The sequence below is a fragment of the Croceibacter sp. genome, from assembly GCF_002716225.1.
Taxonomy (GTDB): domain Bacteria; phylum Bacteroidota; class Bacteroidia; order Flavobacteriales; family Flavobacteriaceae; genus Croceibacter; species Croceibacter atlanticus.
Genome location: NZ_PAZX01000016.1, coordinates 1 through 26822, shown reverse-complemented (window position 1 = coordinate 26822; position 26822 = coordinate 1). Strand labels below are relative to the sequence as shown.

General features: G+C 33.3%; 31 protein-coding genes. 19 read left to right on the top strand and 12 right to left on the bottom strand.

Annotation, left to right across the window (positions count from 1 at the left end):
* Positions 1–251: 251 nt before the first annotated feature.
* The gene (locus CL818_RS12865) at positions 252–1229 is read right to left on the bottom strand and encodes a pyruvate dehydrogenase complex E1 component subunit beta (RefSeq protein ID WP_013188394.1); all 978 of its coding nucleotides are present in this window, start codon (positions 1227–1229) and stop codon (positions 252–254) included.
* A gap of 186 nt (positions 1230–1415) precedes the next feature.
* Here CL818_RS12865 and CL818_RS12860 point away from each other — a divergent pair, with 186 nt between their 5' ends.
* From CL818_RS12860 to CL818_RS12845, 4 genes are all read left to right on the top strand, one after another.
* Positions 1416–2162 carry an electron transfer flavoprotein subunit beta/FixA family protein gene (locus CL818_RS12860; protein WP_272974091.1) on the top strand — a complete coding sequence of 249 codons (747 nt, stop codon included), beginning with the start codon at positions 1416–1418 and terminating at the stop codon, positions 2160–2162.
* 50 nt (positions 2163–2212) lie between these two features.
* Entirely contained in the window at positions 2213–3178 is a 966-nt protein-coding gene (locus CL818_RS12855; protein ID WP_272974092.1) for an electron transfer flavoprotein subunit alpha/FixB family protein, read from the top strand.
* A gap of 113 nt (positions 3179–3291) precedes the next feature.
* Positions 3292–3912: a bifunctional nuclease family protein gene (locus tag CL818_RS12850; protein ID WP_013188397.1), complete on the top strand. Its 621-nt coding sequence runs from the start codon at positions 3292–3294 to the stop codon at positions 3910–3912.
* 4 nt (positions 3913–3916) lie between these two features.
* Positions 3917–5674, top strand: coding sequence for a NupC/NupG family nucleoside CNT transporter (locus tag CL818_RS12845; protein ID WP_013188398.1), 1758 nt, complete (start codon positions 3917–3919; stop codon positions 5672–5674).
* Here CL818_RS12845 and CL818_RS12840 read toward each other — a convergent pair.
* Both CL818_RS12840 and CL818_RS12835 read right to left on the bottom strand, forming a co-directional pair.
* On the bottom strand, positions 5671–6042 hold the full coding sequence (locus CL818_RS12840) for a hypothetical protein (RefSeq protein ID WP_219359982.1): 372 nt from the start codon (positions 6040–6042) through the stop codon (positions 5671–5673). The genes CL818_RS12845 and CL818_RS12840 overlap by 4 nt on opposite strands.
* Positions 6043–6047: 5 nt before the next feature.
* Positions 6048–6419, bottom strand: a complete 372-nt coding sequence (locus tag CL818_RS12835) for a hypothetical protein (RefSeq protein WP_148232824.1) — start codon at positions 6417–6419, stop codon at positions 6048–6050.
* Between the two features lie 164 nt (positions 6420–6583).
* Here CL818_RS12835 and CL818_RS12830 point away from each other — a divergent pair, with 164 nt between their 5' ends.
* The 6 genes from CL818_RS12830 to CL818_RS12805 all read left to right on the top strand — a co-directional run bounded on the left by CL818_RS12830 (position 6584) and on the right by CL818_RS12805 (position 10892).
* On the top strand, positions 6584–7408 hold the full coding sequence (locus CL818_RS12830) for a thymidylate synthase (protein ID WP_272974093.1): 825 nt from the start codon (positions 6584–6586) through the stop codon (positions 7406–7408).
* Between the two features lie 9 nt (positions 7409–7417).
* A complete protein-coding gene (locus tag CL818_RS12825) occupies positions 7418–7831 on the top strand; it encodes an energy transducer TonB (RefSeq protein ID WP_013188402.1) in 414 nt (137 codons plus the stop codon).
* 73 nt (positions 7832–7904) lie between these two features.
* Entirely contained in the window at positions 7905–9065 is a 1161-nt protein-coding gene (egtB, locus tag CL818_RS12820; RefSeq protein ID WP_272974094.1) for an ergothioneine biosynthesis protein EgtB, read from the top strand.
* A 40-nt stretch (positions 9066–9105) separates the two neighbouring features.
* Positions 9106–10074: an L-histidine N(alpha)-methyltransferase gene (gene egtD, locus CL818_RS12815; RefSeq protein ID WP_219359979.1), complete on the top strand. Its 969-nt coding sequence runs from the start codon at positions 9106–9108 to the stop codon at positions 10072–10074.
* Between the two features lie 10 nt (positions 10075–10084).
* Positions 10085–10594, top strand: coding sequence for a GNAT family N-acetyltransferase (locus CL818_RS12810; RefSeq protein ID WP_272974095.1), 510 nt, complete (start codon positions 10085–10087; stop codon positions 10592–10594).
* A 16-nt stretch (positions 10595–10610) separates the two neighbouring features.
* On the top strand, positions 10611–10892 hold the full coding sequence (locus tag CL818_RS12805) for a DUF427 domain-containing protein (RefSeq protein WP_013188406.1): 282 nt from the start codon (positions 10611–10613) through the stop codon (positions 10890–10892).
* On the opposite strand, the gene CL818_RS12800 is transcribed toward CL818_RS12805, so the two are convergent.
* Positions 10882–11967 (bottom strand): aminotransferase class V-fold PLP-dependent enzyme, encoded by a 1086-nt coding sequence (locus tag CL818_RS12800; protein ID WP_272974096.1) that lies wholly within the window; start codon positions 11965–11967, stop codon positions 10882–10884. The two genes, CL818_RS12805 and CL818_RS12800, sit on opposite strands and share 11 nt — an antisense overlap.
* 55 nt (positions 11968–12022) lie before the next feature.
* Here CL818_RS12800 and CL818_RS12795 point away from each other — a divergent pair, with 55 nt between their 5' ends.
* The 4 genes from CL818_RS12795 to fabD all read left to right on the top strand — a co-directional run bounded on the left by CL818_RS12795 (position 12023) and on the right by fabD (position 14500).
* Positions 12023–12463 carry a 2TM domain-containing protein gene (locus CL818_RS12795; protein ID WP_013188408.1) on the top strand — a complete coding sequence of 147 codons (441 nt, stop codon included), beginning with the start codon at positions 12023–12025 and terminating at the stop codon, positions 12461–12463.
* Between the two features lie 8 nt (positions 12464–12471).
* Entirely contained in the window at positions 12472–12963 is a 492-nt protein-coding gene (locus tag CL818_RS12790; protein WP_219359976.1) for a dihydrofolate reductase, read from the top strand.
* A gap of 90 nt (positions 12964–13053) precedes the next feature.
* Positions 13054–13518 (top strand): pyridoxamine 5'-phosphate oxidase family protein, encoded by a 465-nt coding sequence (locus tag CL818_RS12785; RefSeq protein WP_272974097.1) that lies wholly within the window; start codon positions 13054–13056, stop codon positions 13516–13518.
* A 100-nt stretch (positions 13519–13618) separates the two neighbouring features.
* Positions 13619–14500: an ACP S-malonyltransferase gene (gene fabD, locus CL818_RS12780; RefSeq protein WP_041241038.1), complete on the top strand. Its 882-nt coding sequence runs from the start codon at positions 13619–13621 to the stop codon at positions 14498–14500.
* Positions 14501–14577: 77 nt separating this feature from the next.
* On the opposite strand, the gene CL818_RS12775 is transcribed toward fabD, so the two are convergent.
* The 3 genes from CL818_RS12775 to CL818_RS12765 form a co-directional block, all read right to left on the bottom strand.
* Positions 14578–15828, bottom strand: a complete 1251-nt coding sequence (locus tag CL818_RS12775; RefSeq protein WP_272974098.1) for a T9SS type A sorting domain-containing protein — start codon at positions 15826–15828, stop codon at positions 14578–14580.
* Positions 15829–15891: 63 nt separating this feature from the next.
* Positions 15892–17172 carry a metal-dependent hydrolase family protein gene (locus CL818_RS12770; protein ID WP_272974099.1) on the bottom strand — a complete coding sequence of 427 codons (1281 nt, stop codon included), beginning with the start codon at positions 17170–17172 and terminating at the stop codon, positions 15892–15894.
* A 9-nt stretch (positions 17173–17181) separates the two neighbouring features.
* A complete protein-coding gene (locus CL818_RS12765) occupies positions 17182–18339 on the bottom strand; it encodes a DegT/DnrJ/EryC1/StrS family aminotransferase (protein WP_272974100.1) in 1158 nt (385 codons plus the stop codon).
* A gap of 99 nt (positions 18340–18438) precedes the next feature.
* Between CL818_RS12765 and CL818_RS12760 the strand changes: the two genes are divergently transcribed.
* Complete coding sequence (locus CL818_RS12760) at positions 18439–19701, top strand: 3-deoxy-D-manno-octulosonic acid transferase (protein ID WP_286973298.1); 1263 nt, start codon at positions 18439–18441, stop codon at positions 19699–19701.
* A 5-nt stretch (positions 19702–19706) separates the two neighbouring features.
* Here the strand turns inward: CL818_RS12760 and CL818_RS12755 are convergent, their stop codons facing one another.
* Complete coding sequence (locus CL818_RS12755) at positions 19707–20360, bottom strand: DUF2461 domain-containing protein (RefSeq protein ID WP_041241039.1); 654 nt, start codon at positions 20358–20360, stop codon at positions 19707–19709.
* Between the two features lie 125 nt (positions 20361–20485).
* Here CL818_RS12755 and CL818_RS12750 point away from each other — a divergent pair, with 125 nt between their 5' ends.
* Genes CL818_RS12750 through CL818_RS12740 form a run of 3 tightly spaced genes read left to right on the top strand, consistent with a single transcriptional unit; the run spans position 20486 to position 21204 of the window.
* Entirely contained in the window at positions 20486–20704 is a 219-nt protein-coding gene (locus tag CL818_RS12750) for a hypothetical protein (protein WP_219359968.1), read from the top strand.
* Positions 20705–20761: 57 nt separating this feature from the next.
* Positions 20762–20935: a hypothetical protein gene (locus tag CL818_RS12745; RefSeq protein WP_013188418.1), complete on the top strand. Its 174-nt coding sequence runs from the start codon at positions 20762–20764 to the stop codon at positions 20933–20935.
* Positions 20936–20952: 17 nt separating this feature from the next.
* The gene (locus CL818_RS12740) at positions 20953–21204 is read left to right on the top strand and encodes a hypothetical protein (protein ID WP_013188419.1); all 252 of its coding nucleotides are present in this window, start codon (positions 20953–20955) and stop codon (positions 21202–21204) included.
* Between the two features lie 45 nt (positions 21205–21249).
* Here the strand turns inward: CL818_RS12740 and CL818_RS12735 are convergent, their stop codons facing one another.
* The 4 genes from CL818_RS12735 to CL818_RS12720 form a co-directional block, all read right to left on the bottom strand.
* The gene (locus CL818_RS12735; protein ID WP_219359967.1) at positions 21250–22017 is read right to left on the bottom strand and encodes a LexA family transcriptional regulator; all 768 of its coding nucleotides are present in this window, start codon (positions 22015–22017) and stop codon (positions 21250–21252) included.
* Between the two features lie 36 nt (positions 22018–22053).
* The gene (locus tag CL818_RS12730) at positions 22054–23592 is read right to left on the bottom strand and encodes an ArnT family glycosyltransferase (protein ID WP_272974102.1); all 1539 of its coding nucleotides are present in this window, start codon (positions 23590–23592) and stop codon (positions 22054–22056) included.
* Between the two features lie 79 nt (positions 23593–23671).
* A complete protein-coding gene (locus CL818_RS12725; RefSeq protein WP_272974103.1) occupies positions 23672–24298 on the bottom strand; it encodes a lipid-A-disaccharide synthase N-terminal domain-containing protein in 627 nt (208 codons plus the stop codon).
* Positions 24295–25008 carry a glycosyltransferase family 2 protein gene (locus CL818_RS12720; protein ID WP_272974104.1) on the bottom strand — a complete coding sequence of 238 codons (714 nt, stop codon included), beginning with the start codon at positions 25006–25008 and terminating at the stop codon, positions 24295–24297. Before CL818_RS12720 ends, CL818_RS12725 begins: the two co-directional genes overlap by 4 nt.
* 263 nt (positions 25009–25271) lie before the next feature.
* Here CL818_RS12720 and CL818_RS12715 point away from each other — a divergent pair.
* Positions 25272–26822: lamin tail domain-containing protein (locus tag CL818_RS12715; protein WP_286973293.1), on the top strand; the 1551-nt coding region annotated here is incomplete at its 3' end.

Below are 26822 nucleotides of genomic sequence, written 5' to 3'. Positions count from 1 at the left end.
CATTAGCAAAAGGGACAGGTTCTCCGTTAGAGTCAAAAACCTCACCACTAGCTTTAGTTTGAGCTAACACAGACAGTGTAAATAAACTAAAACAAAAAATTAAACTGTATCTCATCATTACTTTTAGAAGATTACTTGGTCTTTAAATTTTAAAAACCTTTCATCTCTATAAAATTATTTACTTATATACAGTAAAAAAAACAACCAGTGTTTTATCCCTAAACAGAATGTCAAGATTTAATAACCTTGTATTACTTGTACATCACTTTTTTCACAGCTGCTACAACATCATCACTGTTTGGCAACCATTCTTTTAAAAGAACTGGTGAGTATGGTGCTGGTGTATCTGCTGTATTTATTTTTATGATTGGTGCATCAAGGAAATCAAAAATTTCTTCTTGCACTCTGTATGCAATTTCAGAAGAAATATTACCAAATGGCCAAGCTTCTTCTAGAATAACTAATCTGTTAGTTTTTTTAACAGACTTGTATATGGCATCAAAATCTAAAGGACGAACCGTTCTTAAATCTATAATCTCACAAGAAATATCTTCTTTAGCTAAAACCTCTGCTGCTTCATAAGCCTGCTTTATAATCTTACCAAAAGAAACAATAGTTACATGCTCTCCTTCACGCTTAATATCTGCTTTCCCTAACTCGATAGTGTATTCCTCTTCTGGAACCTCACCTTTATCACCATACATTTGCTCGCTTTCCATAAAAATAACTGGATCGTCATCTCTAATAGACGCTTTAAGTAAGCCCTTAGCATCATAAGGATTAGATGGTACAACCACTTTTAAACCAGGACAGTTTGCATACCAACTCTCAAAAGCTTGAGAATGCGTAGCGCCTAATTGACCGGCAGAAGCTGTAGGACCTCTAAATACAATAGGAATATTAAATTGACCGCCAGACATTTGTCGCATCTTAGCAGCGTTGTTTATTATTTGATCTATACCAACCAAAGAGAAATTAAAGGTCATAAACTCTACAATTGGCCTATTACCATTCATTGCAGATCCTACTGCTATACCAGCAAAACCAAGTTCAGAAATTGGTGTGTCTATAACGCGCTTAGCGCCAAACTCATCTAACATGCCTTTAGAGGCTTTGTAAGCACCATTGTACTCTGCTACTTCTTCACCCATTAAAAAGACGCTTTCATCTGCACGCATTTCTTCGCTCATTGCTTCGCAAACGGCTTCTCTAAATTGTATTTCTCTCATATTATATAAATGTCAAATTGAGATAGTAAAACTATCATGCATTTTAAGGTCAACAAAAATAGCAATAACAATGAATATCGATGTATTATAAAATAGAATATTTTATTATGCGCGCATAGCATTTTTCATTTCAATTTAGTATATTCGCATCACAATAAAATTAGTTTAAAAAACAGTCTATTATATATGAAAATTCTAGTATGTATAAGCCACGTGCCAGACACTACGTCTAAGATCAATTTCACAGATGGCGACACAACGTTTGATACCAATGGTGTACAATTTGTAATAAACCCTAATGATGAATTTGGTTTAACTCGCGCAATGTGGTTTAAAGAAAAGCAAGGTGCCAGTGTAGACATTATTAACGTTGGCGGACCAGAAACAGAACCTACATTAAGAAAAGCTTTAGCAATTGGTGCAGACACTGCAATACGTGTTAACACTCCTGCTTTAGATGGTTACCAAGTTGCTAAAGAAATAGCTGCTGTAGCAAAAGATGGTGATTACAACCTAATTATTGCAGGACGTGAGTCTATAGATTATAATGGTGGAATGGTACCAGGAATGTTAGCAAAATTATTAGATGCTAACTTTGTAAATACCTGTACTGGTTTAGAAATAGATGGCGAAACTGCAACTGCTACAAGAGAGATAGATGGTGGTAAAGAAACACTTTCTGCTAAATTACCTTTAGTAGTTGGTGGCCAGAAAGGTTTAGTTGAAGAAAGTGATTTACGTATTCCTAATATGAGAGGTATTATGATGGCTCGTAAAAAACCATTAAATGTAGTTGAACCTACTGGAGCGTCTAAAGAAACTCAAGCCGTAAAGTTTGAAAAGCCTGCCCCTAAAGGTGCTGTTAAACTTGTTGAAGCAAACAACTTAGACCAACTTGTAGACTTATTACATAATGAAGCTAAGGTGATATAATTGTAGTTTACAATTTTATCATTATTCATTTTAACTTATAAAATAAAAACATGTCAGTTTTAGTATATACAGAATCAGAACAAGGTCAATTTAAAAAGACCGCTTTAGAAGTAGCTTCTTACGCTAAAGGAGTTGCTAAAATGTTAGGCGTATCTGTTACAGCCGTAGCATTTAATGCCGAAGATACTTCTACACTTGCAACTTATGGTGTAGACAAAGTATTAAACATTAAAAACGACAAATTAGAAAAATTTAATGCAGAAGCTTACGCAGATGCTCTTGCTCAAGCAGCTAAGAAAGAAGATGCTAAAGTAATTGTAGTTAGCCAAAGCGCCAATGCTAAATACTTAGCGCCATTATTAGCGGTAGATTTAGAAGCAGGATACGCATCTAACGTTGTTGCACTTCCAGAAAACACATCTCCTGTAACAGTTAAGCGAACTGCTTTCACAAACAAAGCGTTTAACATTACAGAAATTACTACAGGCAGAGCCATAATCGGTGTTTCTAAAAATGCTTATGGTTTACATGAAACAGAAGCTAGCGGAACAAATGAAGATTTTATTCCAGAATTAGGCTCAGAAGATTTTACAGTTAATGTAGAAAGTGTAGATAAAGCTACAGACAAAGTAACAATTGCAGATGCAGAAGTAGTTGTTTCTGGAGGTAGAGGACTTAAAGGCCCAGAAAATTGGGGTATGATTGAAGAGCTTGCAGACGTTTTAGGTGCTGCAACAGCATGCTCTAAGCCAGTTTCGGATATGGGATGGAGACCACATAGTGAACACGTAGGACAAACTGGAAAGCCAGTTGCATCTAACCTATATATCGCAATAGGAATCTCTGGAGCAATACAACATTTAGCAGGTATAAATGCCTCTAAAACTAAAGTAGTAATTAACAACGATCCTGAGGCACCTTTCTTTAAAGCTGCAGACTACGGTGTTGTTGGAGATGCTTTTGAAGTTGTACCAAAATTAATTGAGAAGCTTAAAACATTTAAAGCAAACCAATAAAATAAAGATAATATAAGTCTTTAACGCATAATTTTTATAAATTGTGCCACAAATTAAGGCTGTTTAAACTTAGGTATAGCCTATCTTTAAACAGTCTTTTTAATTGAAATCACATGAGTTTAGTCCGCTTGGACATTAAGGGTATTTCCTATAGCCAAACACAGAATGGTGCTTATGCACTTATTTTAAACGAGCAGGAAGGCAACAAACAGCTACCAATAGTTATTGGTGCTTTTGAAGCACAATCTATAGCCATAGCTTTAGAAAAGGATATTAAACCACCAAGACCACTTACACACGATTTGTTTAAGAATTTTTCTGAACGTTTTGAGATTAATATTAAACAAGTTATCATTCATAAATTAGTTGATGGCGTATTTTACTCTAGCCTAATTTCTGAACGCCAAGGTGTAGAGGAAACAATTGATGCCCGCACAAGTGATGCCATTGCATTAGCACTTAGGTTTGATGCACCTATTTTTACATATCAGAATATATTAGACAAAGCAGGTATCTACCTGAATGCAGAACCAAAATCTGCAAAAGAACAACGTGAAGAAGCAGACACTATTTTAGACAGTGTAATGCCAGATGAACCTTTATCATCGAGCAGCTCTTCAGATTATTCAAATTTATCTCTCAAGGAATTAAACAAGATGCTCGACCAAGCTGTTAGCAAAGAAGACTATGAACAGGCTGCGCTATTAAGGGACGAGATTTCTAAACGAAATTAAATTTATGTTGAAACACTACATCTCTTTAAGCATTATTTGCTTATGTCTGGCCTTTTCTAATCTTACATCTGCACAAATACAAAACACTTGGGAATTTACAAGTGTTACCAATGCACAAGGAGAAGAGCTATTTCAAATAAACAGCGAAAACGACATCCTAACAATAAAAGAAGGTCGTTTTAACTACAGTCTTGAGGCTAATAATATAGAAGCAAGTGGAGATTATATGCTCCAAAACGATTTGTTAGTTTTCTTTTATTCTCAACCAAAAGATACAATTAGAAGATTTAGAATAACTTACGAAAGTGACTCTGAATTATCTTTTAAGGAAAATGAGAATACCTATAACTTTAAAGCGACCTCTCAAAATGTAACAGAAGTTTTACCGGTTAATACCTCTAAAGAATTAATACCTAATGGAGGTTTTACATTTAATAGCTTTTGGCGTGGTGCTATTGGTATGCTATCCTTACTTATTATTGCTTTTATATTTAGCAGTAATAGAAAAGCTATTAATTGGAAAACTATTGGTGTAGGATTAGGCGCACAACTTCTTCTTGCAATTGGAGTTTTAAAAATATCTTTTGTTCAGAGTATTTTTGAATTTGTAGGCAAAATATTTGTGAAGATTTTAGATTTTACTGCTGCTGGTAGTGAGTTCCTTTTAGGAGGAATGATGGATGTAGACAGCTTTGGCTTCATCTTTTTGTTTCAAGTACTTCCAACAATTATTTTCTTTTCAGCGCTAACCTCTATCCTATTTTATTTAGGTGTTATACAAATAGTAGTGAAAGGCATGGCTTGGGCCTTAACAAAATTATTAGGTATATCTGGAGCTGAGAGCCTAAGTGTTGCCGGTAATATATTCTTAGGTCAAACTGAAGCACCTTTAATGATCAAGGCTTATTTAGAACGTATGACCAAGTCTGAAATTTTATTAGTCATGGTTGGCGGTATGGCTACAGTAGCTGGTGGCGTATTGGCGGCTTACATAGGGTTTTTGGGTGGAGATGATCCTGCTTTACGTTTAGAGTTTGCCAAACACCTTCTCGCTGCATCTGTGATGGCTGCACCTGGTGCAATTATTATTTCCAAAATACTTTTTCCACAACAGGAAAAAGTTAACAAAGATGTAGAAGTTTCCTCAGACAAGATTGGATCTAATATTTTAGATGCCATAGCAAATGGTACTACAGAAGGCTTAAAGCTTGCAGCAAATGTTGGAGCAATGCTATTAGTATTTATAGCTCTTATAGCAATGGTAAATGGTATTCTTGGATATGCAGCAGGTTTTGACGGATTTACAATTGCATTTTTAAATATAGATTGGCACTTTACTTCTTTAAATGAAGTCATAGCAAACAATACAACCTATAATGCGTTGTCTTTAGAGTTTATTCTAGGTTATACATTTGCACCACTTATGTGGTTAATTGGAGTAGCTACAGATGATATTGCTCTAATGGGACAATTGCTAGGTATCAAGTTAGTTGCAAGTGAGTTTGTTGGGTATATACAATTAGCAGATCTTAAGAATTCTGCAAATGCATTAAGTCTCAACTACGAAAAGTCTGTAATCATGGCTACGTATATGTTGTGTGGTTTTGCAAATTTTGCTTCAATAGGTATACAGATTGGTGGTATAGGATCACTAGCGCCTGGACAACGAAAAACCTTGTCGCGATTTGGAATGAAGGCACTTATTGGCGGTACACTAGCATCTTTACTTTCTGCAACAATAGCAGGAATGATTATAGGTTAACCGTAACGCTCAACAAAACTTTCAGCCCAATCTTTAGCTTCATCTACCGTTTTAAAAAACGCAAAGGAGTTTTTAAAAAGACGCTGTTCTTTAATTAGCTGATCAAATATTTTCTCTGCTTTAGAAACTATGGCTATACCAATTACCTGCTTAGGATTAGCAAGTTTATAGGATTTTAAATCTATAGTTGTTTCCTCTTTTCGGTCTACAATAATTACATATTTACGTTTACCAAAATGATTAAGCACGTCTTTAAGCATGTCTTTAGACTGCTCAAGCGTCATATTACAGTTTTCATTTAAATTTACAAAAGAGTAATGCTCTGTAAGCTCAAGTGTTGCGAAGCCGTAATCTATCTTCTTAAACATAGCTATTATTTAACTGCATAGGCCACAAAAGATGCCGCCCAATCTTTTGCTTCTTCTAAACTTTTAAAGAATGCAAAAGAGCCTTTATACATTTCTTGTTCTTTAATTAAATCTTCACTAGCATTTTCTTTACTAGTCACAATAGCTATTCCTACCATACGTTTATGGTTTACATACTTGTATGCATCTATATCAATTGAAGATGCAAACTTTCTGTCTGAAATAACTACGTGAGGGTTCTTCTTATAAAAGTCATTAATATCGTTCATAACGATTTTGCACTCTTCTAACGAAAGAAATTTATTCTCAACTAAATCGAGATGACAGTAAGTTTCATATAAATGAAAATTCCCGAATGGATATTGTATTGTTTTCATAGCATTAATTACAATTCAACAAAATTATAATATTTTCCTAAACAATGTTAAGATAATCCTAAAATATATTGGTTAATAAGTAAATAATATTTTTTAGGACTCTAATTAAGACCTTGAAATTTAATTTAATACTTTAGCCTCATAACTAAAACTTAGACTTTAAAATGAAGCAATACCATGATATAATGCGCCATGTATTAAAAGAAGGCGTACAAAAAGGAGATCGTACTGGTACTGGCACCAAGAGTGTTTTTGGTTATCAAATGAGATTTAATTTGAGTGAAGGTTTCCCTATGGTTACTACTAAGAAACTTCACTTAAAATCTATTATATATGAGCTATTATGGTTTTTAAATGGAGATACCAATATTAAGTATCTGCAGGATAACGGCGTACGTATCTGGAATGAGTGGGCAGATGAAAATGGCAATTTAGGACCAGTGTATGGCCACCAATGGCGTAATTGGAACTCTGAAGAAATAGACCAGATTAAGGATATAATTGATACATTAAAAAATAACCCTAACAGCAGACGCATGTTAGTTTCTGCTTGGAATCCTAGTGTGATGCCAAATACTTCTGAAAGTTTTAGTGAAAATGTAGCTAAAGGAAAAGCTGCATTACCACCTTGTCATGCTTTCTTTCAGTTTTATGTTGCAGACGGAAAGCTGTCTTGTCAATTATACCAACGTAGTGCAGATATATTTTTGGGTGTGCCTTTTAATATAGCCTCTTATGCCCTACTTACTATGATGATAGCTCAAGTATGTGGTTATGAAGCTGGAGATTTTATACATACTTTTGGTGATGCCCATATTTATAACAATCATTTTGAACAAGTTGAGCTGCAACTCTCTAGAGAATGTAGACCATTACCAACAATGCAAATTAATAAAGACGTAAAAGATATCTTTGGCTTTAAATTTGATGACTTTACGTTAACAAACTATAATCCGCATCCGCACATTAAAGGTGCTGTTGCCATTTAAAACTTTACTATGAAAAACCTACTATTACTAGTTGTATTTTTAATTAGCGGCATGAGCTTTGCCCAAGATGGTGTTAGTGTATCTGGAAATACAGTTTCTATGAGAGAAATCCCACCAACTTGGCCAGGTTGTACTGGAAGCGAGTTAAAAAAGAAAAATTGCTTCAATCAAAAGCTAGCACAACACATTGGTAAAAACTTTAAATTTCCAAAAGAATATAAAGCAGAAGATAAAGGCACTAAAGTAATTGTAACTTTTATAATTAATGAAGAAGGGAAACCTGAAATTAAAGAAGTTACTGGCGGAAAACCTTATTTACAAGAAGAAGCAAAGCGTAATATATTGCAAATTCCTGAAATGAAACCTGGAATGTTAGGCGGAAAACCAAGAGCTATTCAGTACAAAGTTCCTTTTAACTTTTAGTTTTTGTTTAAAACTGTCTTGAAAAATATTTAGTAAATTTGAGTGTAAGCCTAAAGCTTGCACTCTTTTTTTTATGATAGCTACAAATACAATCCTAGATTTCTTCCTAGAAACTAGACATACAACAGAAAACATTTGCAAGCCACTTGAAATTGAAGATTATGTGGTGCAACCCATTGTAGATGTATCTCCACCAAAGTGGCATCTAGGTCATAGCACGTGGTTTTTTGAAGAGTTTATTTTAAAATCTTTTAAAGATAACTACGAATGCTTTAACGATAGTTATGGTTTTGTTTTTAATAGCTATTACGAAAGTTTTGGTAAACGTGTTGTAAGAACAAATCGAGGTAACCTCTCAAGGCCAACTGTAAATGATATTTATAAATACAGACATTATATCACCAAACAAATGGAGCTTCTATTACAAGATAATGACTCCGAAGAATTAATTGAACTTGTTGAAATTGGTATACATCACGAAAAGCAACATCAGGAATTATTAATTACAGATATAAAATACATTTTAGGTAATAACCCCTTATTGCCTAAATACAATAATACATTTACAGAGCATACAGCAGAAAATCACAATAAAGAATGGCTTTCTGTAAATGAAGGGTTATATAACATAGGTCACAACTCTAAAGATTTTTGCTATGATAATGAATTGGGCAGACATCAAGTATTTATTAACGCCTTTCAGATTTCCAATACATTAGTTACCAATGGTGAGTTTATGGATTTCATGGAGGCAGATGGTTATAAAAATGCATTGTTATGGCACGCAGAAGCTTGGGATTGGCTTAGCACAGAAAATATTTCAGCACCACAATATTGGCATTTTGAAAATAATACTTGGCTACATTATACCCTACAAGGCTTAAAGGAGATAGATCCAAATGCACCACTTACACATATTTCTTATTATGAGGCATTCGCGTTTGCTCAATTTAAAGGCTTAAGACTACCAACAGAGTTTGAGTGGGAAGTCTCTCAACATTTATTTAATTGGGGACAGCGTTGGGAATGGACAGAAAGTGCTTATTTACCATACCCAAACTATAAAAAAGCAGATGGTGCTTTAGGCGAGTACAATGGTAAGTTTATGGTTAGCCAAAAGGTGTTAAGAGGTGGTTCTGTTGCTACATCATCTAAACATACACGACCAACATACCGTAATTTTTTTCATCCAAATTTAAGATGGCAGTATACAGGATTAAGGTTAGCTAAATAAACACGACTACTCTTTCTTTTTACAGACCACAACATAACATATGACAAACTCTAATACAAAAACCTTCAACTCTACATTTGAGAAAGAAGTTAACGAAGGTTTAGTTGCGTTTCCTAAGTACCTATCTTCTAAATGGTTTTATGACAAAAAAGGAGATAAACTTTTTCAAGATATCATGGCAATGCCAGAATATTATCTCACAGATTGTGAGTATAATATTTTAGACACTCACACTGCTGCTATTGCCAATCAATTTAATAGCCCAGAAGGATTTGATTTAATTGAACTTGGTGCAGGAGATGGCAAGAAAACTAAATTGCTTTTAAAATATTTATCAGACCAAAATGTAAATTTTGATTATCTGCCAATTGATATAAGCCAAAATGCTTTAGATCAACTTGAAGAAAGCTTAACAAAGGAATTTCCAAAGGTTTCAGTAAAAACTCAACAAGGTACTTACTTTGAAGTTTTAGAAAAGATTTCAGAATACAATAAAAGAAAGAAAGTTATCCTTTTTCTAGGCTCCAACATTGGTAATTTACTTCATGAACAAGCTATCAACTTTTTAACGAAAGTAAAAGATGTTATGAGTGGTGACGATATGCTTTTTATGGGCTTTGATCAAAAAAAACATCCTCAAACAATCTTAGATGCCTATAATGACAAAGCTGGAATTACAGAGGCATTTAATAAAAATATACTTCATAGAATTAATAATGAACTAGAAGCTAATTTTAATGTGGACAACTTCTTACATTGGGAAGTATATGATCCTGAAAGCGGATCTGCAAAAAGTTACCTGGTAAGCAAGGAAGCCCAAACTGTTTATATAAAAGCTTTAGATCTTACTGTAAATTTTAATGCTTGGGAAAGTATACATACAGAAATATCGCAGAAGTATACAGATGCTGTTGTAGAGTGGTTAGCTGAAGAATCTGGACTTAAAGTTGTCACTAACTTTACAGATGAAAACAAGTATTATAAGAACTATATTTTTAACGCCAACTAAATCTTAGTATATGTCTTCAATAGCTACAGAACGTCTTGTATTAAAGCCTACAGCTGTTGAAGATGCAGCATTTATTTTAGAACTCTTAAATTCTCCTAAGTGGTTAGAATTTATTGGAGACAGAAATGTAAAGTCTATTGCAGAAGCAGAAGCATACATAAAAGAACGAATGCTACCACAATTTGAGCGGTTAGGATTTACTAACAATGTAGTTATACGAAAAGCCGATGGTAAGAAAATTGGTGCTTGTGGTCTTTATGATCGTGATGGTTTAGAAGGTATAGATATTGGCTTTGCTTTTTTACCGGGTTTTGAAGGGCAAGGTTATGGTTACGAAAGTGCTAGTGCGTTATTACAAACGGGATTTAAGGACTATAAATTAAATCGTGTTATTGCTATAACCTCCAAGCACAATATGCCATCTCAAAATTTATTAATAAAATTAGGCCTAAATTTTGAGAGTATGATTACCTTACCATATGAAAATGAAGAGCTTATGCTTTTCTCTATTGAAAACTAATCTCAACATTTAGATTATGAAAGCTATTTGGAATAACACAGTAATTGCTGAAAGTAACTCTACAATTATTATAGAGAATAACCATTATTTTCCCCCAAGCTCAGTAAATAGCGCCTTCTTAAAACCATCAGAAACTACAACAGTATGTCCTTGGAAAGGAGAAGCATCTTATTACACTATTAAAGTAAATGAGGACATCAATAAAAATGCTGCATGGTATTATCCTAACCCAAAAGAAAAAGCTTCAGATATTAAAGATTATGTAGCCTTTTGGAAAGGTGTAAGTATTACAGAGTAGCTGTGATAACACTCATTAATTTTTCTAAATCTTTTTCAGTATTAAAGTAATTAAAACTAACACGTATACCATTACCTCTTTGCGAACATAGTATCTCATTTTTAATTAGCGTATTGTATAGTTTATCATCACCTTTAATATTAAAGATTGAAGAATGCGCATTTCGTTTTAACACAGCTTCATCTAATAAATTATGCTTTTCAAATTGATGTTTAGCAGAAGTAGATAAGATTTTTATTGAACGTTCTATATTCTCTACACCAATTTGATTACTAACAGTTAATGCAGCTTTTAAGCTTCCAAAGTTTAAGGTATCTTGATGACCAGGCTCAAACCTTCCTAAAAAACTATTATCCTGTTGTTTGTATTTACCAAAGCTAGAGTTAAAACCAATAGTTTTAGGAAAGACCTTATTAGGCACCTCATCTTTAAATAATAAAAATCCGTTACCATAACCCGCATTAAGCCATTTGTATGCACTGGCGCCCAAAACATCAATTCCAGAATCTTTAAAATTAAAAGACTCAGTACCGCAGTATTGAGTACCATCTGCTACAAATAAAGTTTCAGGATATTGCGCTTTTAAAGTATTTATAACTTGTAAGTCTATTTTTATACCAGAAATATATTGCACAATACTAAATGCAAACACGTCTGGTTGTTGGCGCTTAAATTCGGCTATTAAATCTTGTTCTAAATTTGCTGAAATAGAAATATAGTTTCTTTTGAAATCTCTAGTTTCAACAGGCCAATTTATTGAAGGATAATCACCTTTTAAAAGCAAAAACAAACTCTTTTTTGGCAACCCTTCTAAAAAGGTATTAAAACCTAGAGAGAAATTTTGAACCAAAGCTATTTGATTGGGCTCACATGTAAAAAAACTACCAACTGCTTCTCTTGTTTGTGAGAGCATTTCACTTTGATAGTCTTTAAATTTACTACCATATTTAAAGAACTGCTCATCATGATCTTTCCTAAAATCTAAGACAGATTTAGAGAGTAACCCAGATGCTGCTGTATTTAAGTAAGTAGTGGTCTTTAGTATGGGAAATTCAGCTTCTATCCTATTTTTCATTATATCTAAGGTAAAAATTGGTACATTTGAGTAGTGTTATAAAAGTACTCATAATATGTTTTCTAAAAATACCAAATCTAAAGACTTAGACAGAGATCAACGCGAGCTTTTTGAACATGCTCAAGATCGCATAAAACAGAAAAAAAGACTTACACAACACTTTGTTATTTTCTTAGCAGGCTCTATTCTACTTATAGTTATTAATGTGGTATTGGGCTATGGAAAAGATGTAAAGCTTTTTGGAGCAGATTGGTTTGTATGGGCTATTTTACTCTGGACATTCTTCTTCTTGGTTCACGCATTAAACGTTGTAATTACCAACAAGTTTATGGGTAAAGATTGGGAGCAAAAACAAATGGATAAATTAGTAGAAAAGCAAAAGAAAAAGATTGAAGAAATGCGCCAAAAGGTTGCTGTAGATATGCCTGTTCCAGAAAAAAAAAGCAATCTTCAAAACCAGAGGCCTACAGATCCCAACCTACCTCTAAACTCATAACGCATCCTATGCTTACCATGATTGCTGCAGCAGCAGAAAATAATGCCTTAGGTAAAGACGGCGACTTAGTTTGGCACTTGCCAGACGACTTTAAAAGATTTAAAAAGCTTACAACTGGCCATCACATTATTATGGGCAGGAAAACCTTTGAGTCTTTTCCTAAACCTTTACCAAACCGAACTCATATTGTAATTACTAGAAACAGAGATTACACTAAAGAAGGTTGTATTGTTGTTCATAATTTAGAAGATGCCTTAAAAATTGCCGAAGAAGACACACAGCCATTTATTATTGGTGGCGGAGAAATTTATAAACTTGCTCTAAATGCTTCTGAAAAAATTGAACTTACAAGAGTTCATGATACGTTTGAGGCAGATGCCTTTTTTCCAGAAATAGATCTTTCTAAATGGGAGCTCATAAACGAAGAGTTTCACGAAAAAGATGAACGCCACAGCGTTTCTTTTACATACCTTACTTATGTTAAGAAAACAGCTTCTTAACAATCCTTAACACTCATTAGAAATCATTTAGCAGGTTAAATACTACACAAGTTAGTCATCCTAAGTATCTTTAGTTAAAAAGATACTATTATGAGCAATACACAAGAGTTTGACAAAGACACCAAAGCTAAATTTAAAAATATTGTCACGGAGATAACAGTAGCCATGATGGCTACAAAACTAGGAGAAACACCGCTTCATATTGTTCCTATGATGACTAAAAAGGTAGACGACTTAGGTAATATCTGGTTTTTAAGTGGTGGTCATAGTGATCATAATGGGCATATTGTAAATAACCCAAAAACACAGTTAGTATATAGCGATCCAAAGCAAATGGAGTTTATAAGTGTGTATGGTAATGCTTTTATCTCTACAGATCAATCTATTTTAGAAGACTTATATAGCAAAGACGATGATCGCTGGTTTGATGGTGTTACAGATCCAAACCTTACCGCAATAAAATTTACACCTAAAGAAGCAGAGTTTTGGGATTCAACACAGAATAAATATATAAATCTATTTAAAGTAAGAGCAACATCTTCTGCAGAGTCATAAAATACCATATATTAATTAAGAGGGTTTTTAAGCACACGCATAACGGTTCTTTTTTAAACCCTGTTTTTTATTGCTATTTTTGAACTTTAAAAACCAACCTATGCACGCATTTATATTTCCTGGACAAGGTGCCCAATTCTCTGGAATGGGATTAGATTTATACGAAAGCTCTAACGAAGCTCAAGACTATTTTAACAAAGCAAACTCTATATTAGGATTTAACATCTGTGATATTATGTTTGAAGGTTCTGCAGAAGACCTAAAACAAACTAAAGTTACACAACCAGCTATTTTCTTACACTCTACTATTTTAAGTAAAGTTATGGGTGATAAATTTAAGCCAGATATGGTTGCAGGTCACTCATTAGGTGAGTTTTCTGCTTTAGTAGCCAATAAAACTTTAGAGTTTGAAGATGCTCTTAAATTAGTATCTCAACGCGCTCAAGCTATGCAAAAAGCATGTGAAGCTCAACCAAGTACTATGGCTGCCGTTTTAGGATTAGACGATCATGTGGTTGAGGCTATCTGTGCAGATGTTGATGGTACTGTAGTAGCTGCAAATTATAATTGTCCTGGACAATTGGTAATCTCAGGTGAAATTGACGCTATCCACACAGCTTGTGAACGCTTAAAAGAAGAAGGTGCAAGACGTGCATTAGTATTACCTGTTGGTGGTGCTTTTCACTCACCACTTATGGAACCAGCAAGAGAAGAGTTAGAAGCAGCAATAAAAGCAACTACATTTAATACACCTATTTGTCCTGTTTATCAAAATGTGACAACATTTGGTGTAACTAACCCAGAAGAAATACAAAAAAACTTAATCTTTCAACTAACAGCTCCTGTAAAATGGACACAAAGTATGCAACAGATGATTAAAGATGGTGCTACTAAGTTTACAGAAGTTGGACCAGGCAAAGTCTTACAAGGCTTACTTGGTAAGATTGACAGAACTGTTGAAAAAGAAAGTGGTACTATTTAGTAATTCTTACTTTAAACCTATATTAAAAAAGCGTCTTAATTTAAGACGCTTTTTTTGTTCATAGTTAATAACTAAAATTATTCTTTAATAAATTGAACGTGACGAATGCCTTCTAATGTAGTTAGTTTTACAATGTACAATCCAGAAGCTAATGACGACACATTTATAAATTGACTCTGTTCACTTTGTCTTAAAAGTTGTCCCCTTAAATTATATACAGCTAAGTGTTGTAATGGTTCTTGTGATTGCACAAATAATGAAGTTGTAACAGGATTAGGATACACCTGTAATTCCTGCAACCGCTTTTCTGGAACAGACAAGACACATTCGGTATCTGAAAACGAAGTGACCTCTTCATCATAAATCCAATTGGCGTAATTGCCAGTACCAGATGCCGCTTGGTCTTCATTATCTACAAGAATACAGTTTAAATCTGGGTTATCACCAGCTCTCATAGAAATTATACTTTCATTATTTTCATTATTTAAATTAAATGAACTAATCAAAGTATTTGTAACATTCACTCTTGTTAAATTAGGGTTTTGACTTAAGTCAACAGATTCTAACTCGTTAGAATTTTCAAAAAATGAATTAAAGCCTGCGCCTAATGTTATTTCTTCAAGAAATATATTTGTTGAAACATCTATAGTTTCAAGATTACAAAACGCCACATGCAATTCCCTTAAATCTGGCAAAGGTGTTACATCTAGAGAGGATAAATCATCACAATGAAAACAAGAGAATTTTGTGAGTAGTTGGTTATTTGATAAATCAACCGTTGTAAATATATTACCTGGTAAAGTATCAAAATTATAGTTTGAAAAATCAACCTCAATAAGCTCTGTATTGTTTGTAATATCAATTTCAGATAATCTATTTTGTGATAATTCTAAAAACTGAAGATCTATGTTATTAGATAAATTAATTGAAGATAAAGAAGTCTCAGAAATAAATAAATGAGTTAAATTAATATTTGAGGACACATCGATACTTGTTAAGTTAAATACTGTCGAAATGTTAAGGAACGTTAAATTAACACTATTCGAAATATTTAAACTATTAAAGTCGTGTTCAAGAAGTTCTAAAGATTCTAAATTTACGAATGCTTCAATACCTGTCATATCTTGAATAGAGCTTGTTGGCGAGAATATTAAAAGTTCAGTAACTGCTTCAAGGTCACTTGTCAGGACTGTATCATTCAATGTCCCATCACTATCTATACCTTGATCAATCAATGCTTGCTCAAAGACATCATCTGGTACTGTTGTAGTTTGTCCAAAAGCTATAAAGGATATGAATAGAATTACAAGAGTAATAGTTAATTTCATAATAGCAATGTTTTAGCAACACTATAAAGCTAAACAATTATTAACCAACTTGCTTAAAAAATATTATTCCTTCTTATAAACAGTGCCACCTTTCATAACAAAACTAACATTTTGCATAGCGGTAATTGTTTTAGTAGGATCTTCGTTTACAGCAATGATATCTGCAAAAGCGCCTTTTTTTAATTGCCCTATTTGAGATGGCATTTCTAATACTTCTGCATTTATAAATGTAGCCGTCTGTAATGCTATGTGTTCGGGCATACCAGCTTCAACCATGTACATAAACTCTTTAGCATTTTCACCATGAGGAAATACACCTGCATCTGTACCAAAGGCTATAGGCACACCTCTTTTATAAGCACGACCAAACATATCTTGAATTTTTGGCCCTATTTCTAAAGCTTTTGGGACTATAATTGCTGGATAATAGTCTTTAATTTTTGCCTTTTCTGAAACATATTTCCCTGCAGAGATTGTAGGCACTAAAAAAGAATTTTTTTCTTTCATAATATCCATAGTTTCATCACTCATTAATGTGCCGTGTTCAATAGTTTTTACGCCATTATTTATAGCACGTTGCATACCTTTATCACCGTGTGCATGAGCAGCCACTTTCATACCGTAATCTGCAGCAGTATTACAGATTTCAGCAATTTCTTCATCTGTAAACTGAGGGTTTTTACTACTCTTAGCGACACTTAAAACACCACCAGTTGCTGTTATTTTTATCCAATCTGCTCCATTTTTATAACGTTGTCTTACTGCTTTACGAGCATCTCTCACACCATTTACAACTCCTTCTTTAGGACCTGGATCTCCAATAAGTTCTTTGTTCCTGCCATTTGTAGGATCTGCGTGACCGCCAGTTGTTCCTAAAGCTTTTTCTGCAGTTAAAATTCTTGGGCCTTGTACCTTTCCTTGATTAATTGCATTTCTTAAAGACACATTTACGCCTGTACCACCTAAATCTCTTACAGTTGTAAAACCAGCCATTAGCGTTCTTTGTGCAATTTCTTGCGCATTGTAAGCTACATCTGCTTCATTTAATACAAATGGCTCTAAATATTTATTGGCACCAGTTTCACTTTCAATATGCACGTGCATATCTATTAAACCAGGCAACACTGTTTTATCTTTTAAGTTAATTATGATGGCGTCTGCATTTTTTGGTTGTGCATAACCTTGTAAAATTGCATCTATTTTATCGCCTTTTACAACTATCGTTTTTTCAGTTTCAATTTTAGCAGTTTCAGAATTAAATAACTTACCACAATGAATGTAAGTATTTTGCGCAAAGATTGATGCACAACTAAAAATTAATAGTAGTAATATGAGACGTTTCATAATTGGTAATTAATCGTTTAAAAACTCTTTAATGGTCGTTGTGATAAATTCTATTTGGTCATTTTCTAATTCTGTATGCATTGGTAACGACATGACCTCTTGAATTAATTGATTGGTAACTGGGAAATCTGCTTCGTTATAACGATCATCTTGATACGCTTTTTGTTTATGCAACGGTATAGGATAATATACACCACAAGGAATTCCTTGTTCATTTAAATGCTTTACCAACTCATCTCTCCTTCCATTGGTTATTTTTATAGTATACTGATGAAATACATGACAATCGCAGGTATCACAAATAGTATCTACGCCATCACATTTTCCTTTTGGCACATCTATATACTTATGATCTTTTAAAGCTGCGGTATATTGTCTCGCAGCATCTTGGCGTTTTACATTATAAGTGTCCAGATGTGGTAATTTTGCTCTTAACACAGCCGCTTGAATACTATCTAATCTTGAGTTTACACCAACAACATCATGATGGTAACGCTCATACATACCATGGTTAACTATACCTCTAATAGTATGTGCCAAATCATCATTATTTGTAAAGATTGCACCACCATCACCATAACAGCCTAAGTTTTTTGAAGGAAAAAAAGATGTTGAAGCTACATGACCAATAGCACCAGCTTTAGTTTTAGTACCATCTTTGTGAGTGTAATTTGCACCTATGGCTTGTGCATTATCTTCTATAACATAAAGATTATGTTCTTTAGCTAGCGCCATAATCTCATCCATATTAGCACAGCGACCAAATAAATGCACAGGTACAATTGCTTTTGTTTTTGGAGTAATAGCCTTCTTAATGGCGTTAATATCTATATTAAAATCAATAGGATCAACATCTACCAATACTGGTGTTAGTTTAAGTAATGCAATAACCTCTACTGTTGCCGCAAACGTAAAATCTGCAGTAATCACTTCATCACCTTGCTCAAGACCTAAGCCCATCATTGCAATTTGAAGTGCATCTGTACCATTAGCACAAGGTATAACGTGTTTTACACCTAGGTAATCTTCTAATTCTTTTTGAAAACTGTGCACTTCTGGTCCATTTACAAATGCTGTTGTATCTAAAACATTTAATATTGAAGTATTTACAGTGTCTTTTATGTGTTCATACTGACCCTTAAGGTCAACCATCTGAATTTTTTTCATTGTCTATAATTTGTAACCCAACGAAAATACAAAAAGTTGCATCGAAAGTCAGCATTTTTATAGAATGCCTTACATTAGCAGAAACTACAAACCAAGCTTTTGAATTTTATATATAACAGTCTCATAATTTGTGCGTCCTATCTCTTAAAACTAGTAGCGCACTTTAACCCCAAGCTGAAACTTTTTGTAACGGGCAGGCAGCACGTATTTGATACTCTTGAAGAAAAGATTGCGGCAAACGATCATATAATCTGGTTTCATGTAGCTTCTTTAGGTGAATATGAACAAGCTGTTCCTATAATAAACTCTCTTAAAAAGAGCCATCCTATTCATAAAATTTTAGTGAGTTTCTTTTCTCCTTCTGGCTATGAAGTGAAAAAAAACAACAGCATAGCAGATGTTGTAGTTTCCCTGCCATTAGATAGCATAAAAAACGCAAAACAATTTATAAAATTAGCACATCCAGATATTGCAGTATTTATTAAATATGAGATTTGGCCTAACTACCTTAGGCTATTAAAGAAGGAAGGTATACCAACTATTTTGGCTTCAGGATTATTTAGGTCTTCTCAAATATACTTTAAGCCTTATGGTGGTTTTATGAAAAAAGCTCTACGCTCTTTTGATTATTATTTTGTTCAGGACAATGCTTCTAAAGCCTTATTACAATCTATAGGCATAGGTCAAGTTAGCGTTAGTGGAGATACAAGGTTTGATCGTGTATCACATCAAATTGAGATGAACAACACATTGGCATTTATTGAAGAGTTTTTAGATGAGCACCTTTGTGTAGTTTGCGGCAGCACTTGGCCGGAAGATGATGCTATCTTAATAAATTACATAAATAGCTTTAAGGAGAAAAAAGCAAAACCTGTTAAATTTATAATAGCACCTCACGAGATTAAACCTGAAAAAATTAAAAAACTAAAGGAAAAGCTTAAACTACCAACTGTAATGTATTCAAACAAGGATGCATCTAATTTAAAAGACCATCAAGTTTTTATTATTGATACTATTGGTCTACTTACAAAAATTTATAGCTATGCAAACATTGCCTATGTTGGTGGTGCTATGGGCACTAGCGGTTTACATAATATCTTAGAACCTGCAACTTTTGGTGTTCCAATTGTAATTGGCTGTAATTATGAAAAATTTCCAGAAGCAAACCGATTACGACAACTTGCAGGTTTATATAGTGTTAAAAATGAAGACGATGTAGCTTCAATTTTTAACAAACTAATCTATGATGATTCATTTAGAGAAACAACAGGTTTAATAGCCGAACATTTTATAAATAGTAATACTGGTGCTACTAAAATTACTGTAGATTATATTAATAACACCTTAAGACCTAAAACATAAAAAGATTAAACTGTTGTCGCTTGATTTAAATATCTTCTAAACGGTAACATTTCTTTATAAACAGAAATAACTTTCTCTTTAAAACCACCTCCAACTACTTCTTGTTGTGACACATCATGAGACACCGCAAACGTACGATGGCGCAATAAGTTTATATACTTATGATCTTTAGAAAATCCTTTAGGAGCTGTTTTTAAAGGATCTTGATTTATTATGCTTCCAAACATAGCTTTAAAAGAAGGCTTTTCAATTATAGCCACAAACTCTTCGCCATTATAATCTAATGCTTCCCTAATACTTGTAAGTGTATTAGTTGGAGGTTTCCAATAACCTCCAGCAATAAAAGATTCTGTTGTACCTAAATGAATATAAAAATCTCCTTGTTTACCTTCGTGATCTAAACCTGCTCCAAAATGATTTTTGTAAGTTGGTTTTTCTGGATGAAACATAAGATTATTATTAATTCTATTTATTGCTTTCCTGCCTGGTGTATACGTATAGTCTGGATCAATTTTACCTAGCTCAATATCTAAACCATTTAACCAATCTATATACCAATCTCTAACATCATGATAATAAGATCTATTTAGGTCCATCCATTCCTTCGAATTGTTTGCTTGTAAGTCATTCAAAAATTGATATAATGTTCTGAAACTCATATATGTCGAATATTTCTTAGGTTTTATATAAAATCTTTAGAAAATTAGCAAAACTTTAATAATAACCATACATAAGTGCATATAAAGAATCCCTAATTTTGAGGCATTAAATAAAACTATCAATTATGAAAAAAGTAATCTTATCACTTGCATTAGTACTAGTTGCAGGTTTAAGCTTTACATCTTGTAGAGAAACAGAAAAAGAAACTGAAACTATTGTAAAAGAAGTTGAGGTTGAAGCTGAAGAAACAAAAGGCGTTTTAGAGCGTGCGGCTGAAGAAGTTGACAAAGAAGTTAATGAAGAAATTGACGAGGAAATCGACAAAATCGGAAACGACGACTAATAATAAACTCTTAAAAGCCACTTTAAAAAGTGGCTTTTATTTTTAAAACTTAAAATTATGAAAAAGTATATAGCAACAATCGCATTTTTAGCTGCAATTACTGCATCTGTTACATCTTGCAGAGAAGCAAAAACAGATGATGATGCAGATGATGAAATTGAAAACACCATACAAGAAGGTGTAAATGAAGTTGAAGAAAACACTGGTACAGGTGGTACCGATGATAATTAATCTTAAAAAAAGGATTTATGAAATCTATTATATATAAAGGCTTTCTTTTTGCTTCTATGTTTGCAATTGTAGGATTAGCATCTTGCAGAGAAGAACAAACCGAAGAAGAAAAAATCATTGAAGAAATGAAAAATGAAGGCGCAGAAATTGAAAGATCTTCAGACGACGGTGACGTTAAAATAAAAATGGAAACCGAAGAAAAAGAAGTGAAAATTAAAAAAGACGCAGATGGCGACACAAAAATTAAAGTAGATACAGACGGAAATTAGGTCATCATCTTAAAAAAGTTAAGCCGCTCAAATGAGCGGCTTTTTTTATGCACTAAATTTATTTATCTGTTTTTTAAGATCCTCCATACTTTGTTGCAGTTCTCTCATTAATGTACTTTCTGAAGTGTTTTCAACTCCAAAAGTTAATCTACTACTTACTTGCCAAAGTTCTTGTATATCATCTACATTAACGGTAATTGGTAAATACTCTTCATTAAAAGATACAAGCAATACTTTTTTAGGGTCTGGTAATTTCTGAAGTTTCTTAACAAGAACAGAGTCTTGTAATACCACAACGTGTACTTTATTAATATTATAATCTGTAATATTAGATACTGCCTTTGCCAACACCCAATCTTCAGGCTGTAAATTTGGAGTCATACTATCTCCTTCTACCTGAAAACCTCTATAGGTTGCATTTCTATATTGTGGTAATGGTATATTAAAGGCTGGAAGTTTTTGATACCACTCTACATCGTGAATGTTTTGTGGATATCCGGCAGCTGCTTTTTGGTTAACAAAAACCATAGCATCTTCGTTATCAGAATCTACAGTTAATACACGAGGACTAACATCACCATTTGTAGTAGTTAAGAATTTTTTTGTACTGTCGCCAAAAATCCATAATGGATTAACATTAAACTGCCTTAAAAGTTCTGCAATCACTTTTCCCGATAACTTGGTACGTCCTCGCTCTATATCTGCAGTTGTATTCTTAACCCCTAAGAGCTCTGCAAACTCAGTTTGTGTATAATTATTTTCTTCGCGAATTTGTTTAAAACGCTTTGCCTCAAGTGTTGGTGGTAGTCCCATAAGGTAAATATACGTAATTATGGAAATATTCCAAATTTAATTACTAAGAGTTGCCTTAAACACATTTGCTATAAATCTTTTATTGTAATGTCTTTGATTACTTTGCATTGTATTTAGGTCTATGTAATCTATTTGCTCAAGGTTATAATTTTCAAAAAAAGCATATAGTTCTTCATTACATTCAAAAGGGCTAATAATTATAAACTTAGTTTCTGTAGGTAGATTTATCATCCCTTCGTGATAAACAACAGGAATATTTTCACCATAATTCCATAATATCTCTACCATTTCATTATTAAACACATAAACTGGTAGTTGTGTCTGTTTTATTTCAGGTTGTACTGTTTCGGGCAACCTCATATTGGTATTTACACTTAAGGCTGTTGTTAATGGCAAACCAAATGTTGTTATGCATAGTATAAAAATAATACTTAAATAGAACACGGTTTTAATCTCTCGTTTATATAGTGCTCTTAACAAAAAAATGCTGACTCCTACCAAACTTAAAGATGCCAATAAAAACCAGAACCAATAGCCACTTAAATCGTCTATAATGATAATCCCAAGTACGGGAAACAGTAAACCAACACAACCTATTATCGTGTAGTTAATATATACTGGTAGCACCTCATATCTAGACTTTAAGGTTTTAAAATTTTTAAATAAATATTGAATGTAAAAACTACAGTTAAATGCAAGCGGTATTAATACTGGTAAGAGATACCGAGATTTCTTTTCTGGGATCACAGATAATAAAACAACTGAAAAGACCGTCCATAGCAACGTAAATTTATAAGCTTTTAAATTGCTTACTCTATGTTTTAAATACGGATAAAGTAAACTTATAAAAGCAGGAATTGTCCACAAACCAGATTGTGTAAAAAAGCTCCAATAATAATAAAATGGCCTTATGTTTTTATGACTCCATGCGTTAGTCTCTTTATTTGCTATTTCTAATAATGTTTCAGCATCATTTATATTTATATAAATATACCATGACATAGATATGCCAATAGCTAATACTAATACAACCACAAGACCAATTGCAAGATTCTTTTTCAACTTGAACTTATAGACGACACCATAACTTATTAAAAATGGAAGTAATAAACCGTACATAGAAACTGGTCCTTTACTCAAAGCAGAAAAACCAATAAAAATTCCTGCTAATAATGCGTACTTCAAATTAAATACTTCTGAAAGCAAATAATTATAAAACGCATATATAGCAACCATCATAAAACTATGCGTGTAAATATCCCAAGTACCTTGACGACCAGAAAAAACTATATAAAATGAAGTGGCCAGTATTAAAGAAGTTATAAAGGCTTGTGTTCGTAATTTGGTAAGTTTAAATATAAAATTGTAGCTTACTAATACCAGTAGTAGCGAGGCTAATGCAGAAGGCAATCTAAGAGCTGCAACATTCTTTAATCCAAAGATAGCTCCAGAAATAGCCGTTAACCAGGTTGGCAAAGGTGGCTTCTCATATCTTGGCAAAGCGTTCATGGTTGTAAGCAGCCAATTATTTTCTCTAAGCATATCTCTAGCAGAAAGAAAATTTCTGGCTTCCATAATATTTACATAGAGCACATCTAAATGAACAAAAAACACCAATAGGCATACCGTAACTAATAGTATGATATGCGTGGTTTTATTGTGACTTAGCATTTCTTATAAGTATTATATTTCTCACATAAACTATGAGTCCAAAAAAGTGACCTACAAACAATACAGGATCTTTTCTGAATAATGCATAAAAAATTACAATTACAGAACCTATTAAACTAAGTAACCAGAAGCCAAATGGTAAAGATGATTTTTGTCTTGCTTCAGAATACAACCATTGGTATATAAAGCGTGTTGAAAATACTATTTGCCCAACAACACCTATGGTTAATAACCAAAAAGGAATGTCTTCATTTTTAAACAACATTTCTGCATCCATAGTTCCAAATAGCACAACTCCTAACACACATAAAACTGGAAGCGCTAAAATTAAAACTTTAAAAAAATTATAAAAACTATCCCAAACTTTTTGAATCTGTAGGTTTCTTACATAAATGTAGTACATAAAAAACTGTCCAAGGATTATAGCAAAATCTTGTCTTAAATACCCATAAATTAAAAGTATAAACGCTGCTAAAAGTCCTAATTTCCAAAAGAGACTCGGAGTTACAACTTTTTTCTTTTTTTCTGAAGTTAACCATTGGTGTAACGTACGTCCTGAAAATAAAAGTTGTGCAAAAAAACCTACTGCATAGATTAACCAATCATTCATCCGCGTTTATTTATTCTGTAGTTTATATATTTCCATTTCATCCAGCTAAAAGCAAAGCAATCTAATAACGGACTTATTAATCGATTCCATAACCCAAATTTAGCTTGTCCTGCCATTCTTGGAAAATGTGACACTGGCACTTGCTTAATTGTCCCTTTTTGTAGTAATACCATAGCCGGTAAAAACCTATGCAAACCTCTAAACATAGGAATACGTCTTGCTGTTTCAGTTTTTAAAATTTTTAAAGGACAACCCGTATCATCCATACCATCTTTTGTAAATAATCGTCTTACAGAATTTGCTATGAAAGATGAGGCATTTTTAAGAAAGCTATCTTTTCTATTAGTTCTTGTACCAGTTACAAGATCATAATCTTCAATATATTCTAGTAAAATATCAAAATCGTTAGGATCCGTTTGCAAATCGGCATCTATATAACCAGTTAAGTTAGTTTCAACGGTATCAAAACCAGCTTTAATTGCCGCACTCAAACCATAGTTTGTGTCAAAAGCTATAAAATTGAAAGCTGAATTTCTGTTACAAATTTCTTCAATTTTAAATAAGCTTCCATCCAAAGAACCATCATCAATAAATAAAACATTACATGGGAATTTAGAATTACTTATATACGTTGAAAGCTGCTCCTCTACCCTATCTAAATTTTCAATTTCATTAAAAACAGGAATAATTATGGTTAATCCTTTTGTCATATATCGTATTTGAAGTAGCAAAAATACAATGTCTTTTATGTTTTAGGCATCACTAAACTCATTTTTAAACTAATAATTTTATAATGAAAACATGAAGTCCGAAATTAAAAAAGCTAACTAATAAATTATTAAAAACACCCTATCACTAAGACACTTACCGAAAAAATATGCCGTTGCTCCTAAAACTGTCACTATTAACATTCAGGTAATCTTAAAAACATAAATTGCAGGTTTTAACTGTTTAGTTTAGTGAGGTTTTTTTTATGAAACATATTCTACAATTAGTTCTTACGCTTTTTATAAGCTTTTCATCTTTTTCGCAGGTTTGCGTTCACTCCATTACAAATGCCACTCCTTTACAAGGTACTAATGGCACACAAGTAACAATTAATGGAACAAACTTTACAGCGTCTAGCACAGTTTCTATAAATGGTAATCCTGCAAGCAGTGTTACATTTATTGATGCAAATACACTAATTGCCTCAGTAGCAAATGGAACTACAAGTGGTCCTATAGAAGTAACAGATTCAAGTTGTACTACCACATTTGGAACGTTTACAGAATTAAACGATTCTAATAGTTGTAGTGTAATGTTTTCAGACATTATAATCTCAGAAGTTTTTGATAATAATGGAGGTTCTCTTGGTTATATCGAAGTATTCAATGGCACAGGCAGTCCTGTAAACCTGTCAAACTATACTATAGATCGTTATGGTGATTTAAGTACTACAACAGTTACTCATACGTATACGTTTCCTAATGGGTTAATAATTCAAGATCAAGAAGCATTAGTTGGAAGAATTAATAGTGGTGGATCTGGTATTGAAGATTTTGATTATGAAAATACAACCAATGGTTTTAACGCAGATGATAGATTAGAACTTTTTAATAATGGAACTCTAATAGATGATTTTCACGATGAGATTGATGGTACAGTAGGATATGTGTACCGAAGAAACACAGATATCTCAGGACCTAACCCTAATTTTACAACTTCAGAATGGACAACCTTTACAGAAGGCGATGAATCTGACTTAGGTATTTACAATGCTTCTAGTATACCACCATTAATTAACACACAACCTAGTGACTCATCAGACTGTACCGCAAGTTTTTCAGTCTCAGCTACAGCTTCAAATGGAGGTATGCTTTCTTACCAATGGTATTTCAATGAAAATAATGGAAGTAATACAAATTTTATTGAAGTTAACTCCACCAATTTACCAAGTGTGACTATAAGTGGTGAAACAAGCACAATGTTAACACTTACAGGAAATACTAATAGTATAGATAACTATCAGTTTTTTGTTTTGATTACTGAAGTTGGTGGTTGTAGTAATTATAGTGATACCGCAATATTTAATTACCAAGACAATATAGCTCCAGTTCCAGATATAACTCCATTGGCTACGCTTACAGATCAATGTCAAATAGATATGCTGACTGCACCTACAGCAACAGATAATTGTGTTGGTTCAGTAACTGGAACTACCACTACTACAACACCTATTACAAGTTCAACTACAATTACCTGGACCTATACCGATGCCAACGGAAACTCCTCGACGCAGGATCAGGATGTGCTCATCAATGATACCACTGTGCCTGTTGCAGACAACGATCCTCTACCGACGGTCACTGAGGAGTGCCAGGTCGATTCAATTGCTGCTCCGACGGCGACGGATAACTGTGATGGGCAGGTTACCGGAACCACGTCGACACCTTTCCCGATCACCTCGTCCACTACCGTGACCTGGACCTATACCGATGCCAACGGAAACTCATCGACGCAGGATCAGGATGTGCTCATCAAT